This is a genomic window from Paenibacillus sp. GQ49 (assembly GCF_059759055.1).
This window is the reverse complement of record NZ_JCAXEL010000056.1, coordinates 1-385: the sequence shown is the minus strand read 5'-3', so window position 1 is coordinate 385 and position 385 is coordinate 1. Positions and strand designations below refer to the sequence as shown.

Genomic DNA, 385 nt, shown 5'->3' with positions numbered 1-385 from the left:
GACGGATTGTCAAACCAAGTGCGACAGTTCCTCTGTGAAAGATTCGTGAGCAGTTCTCCACCCCAAGCATTTTCGGGGCCTGTTATTGATTAAATCCAGGGAGTGGGCGAGATGTTCATCCTCCACTTGTGCAAAATCAGTGCCCTTGGGGGTAAACTCTCGAAGTAATCCATTCCCATTTTCGTTGGAACCGCGTTGCCAGGATGAATACGGGTCAGCAAAATAAACATGGAGACCGTGGGTCGTCTCTAGATTGGCATAGCATGCAAACTCCTTTCCTCGATCAGCCGTGGCTGTGAGGAAGGTCCCTGTAGGGTACTGTGAGATCGCTACACCGAGCGCAATCTCCATCGACAAAGCGGTACGGTCGGGCATGAGAACAGCG

The 385-nt window shown here is 51.4% G+C and carries 1 protein-coding gene; it reads right to left on the bottom strand.

The features are described from left to right. Positions 1 to 9 precede the first annotated feature (9 nt). On the bottom strand, positions 10 to 385 hold a 376-nt coding region (locus AC6CIF_RS31910; RefSeq protein WP_498202757.1), incomplete at its 5' end, for an IS30 family transposase.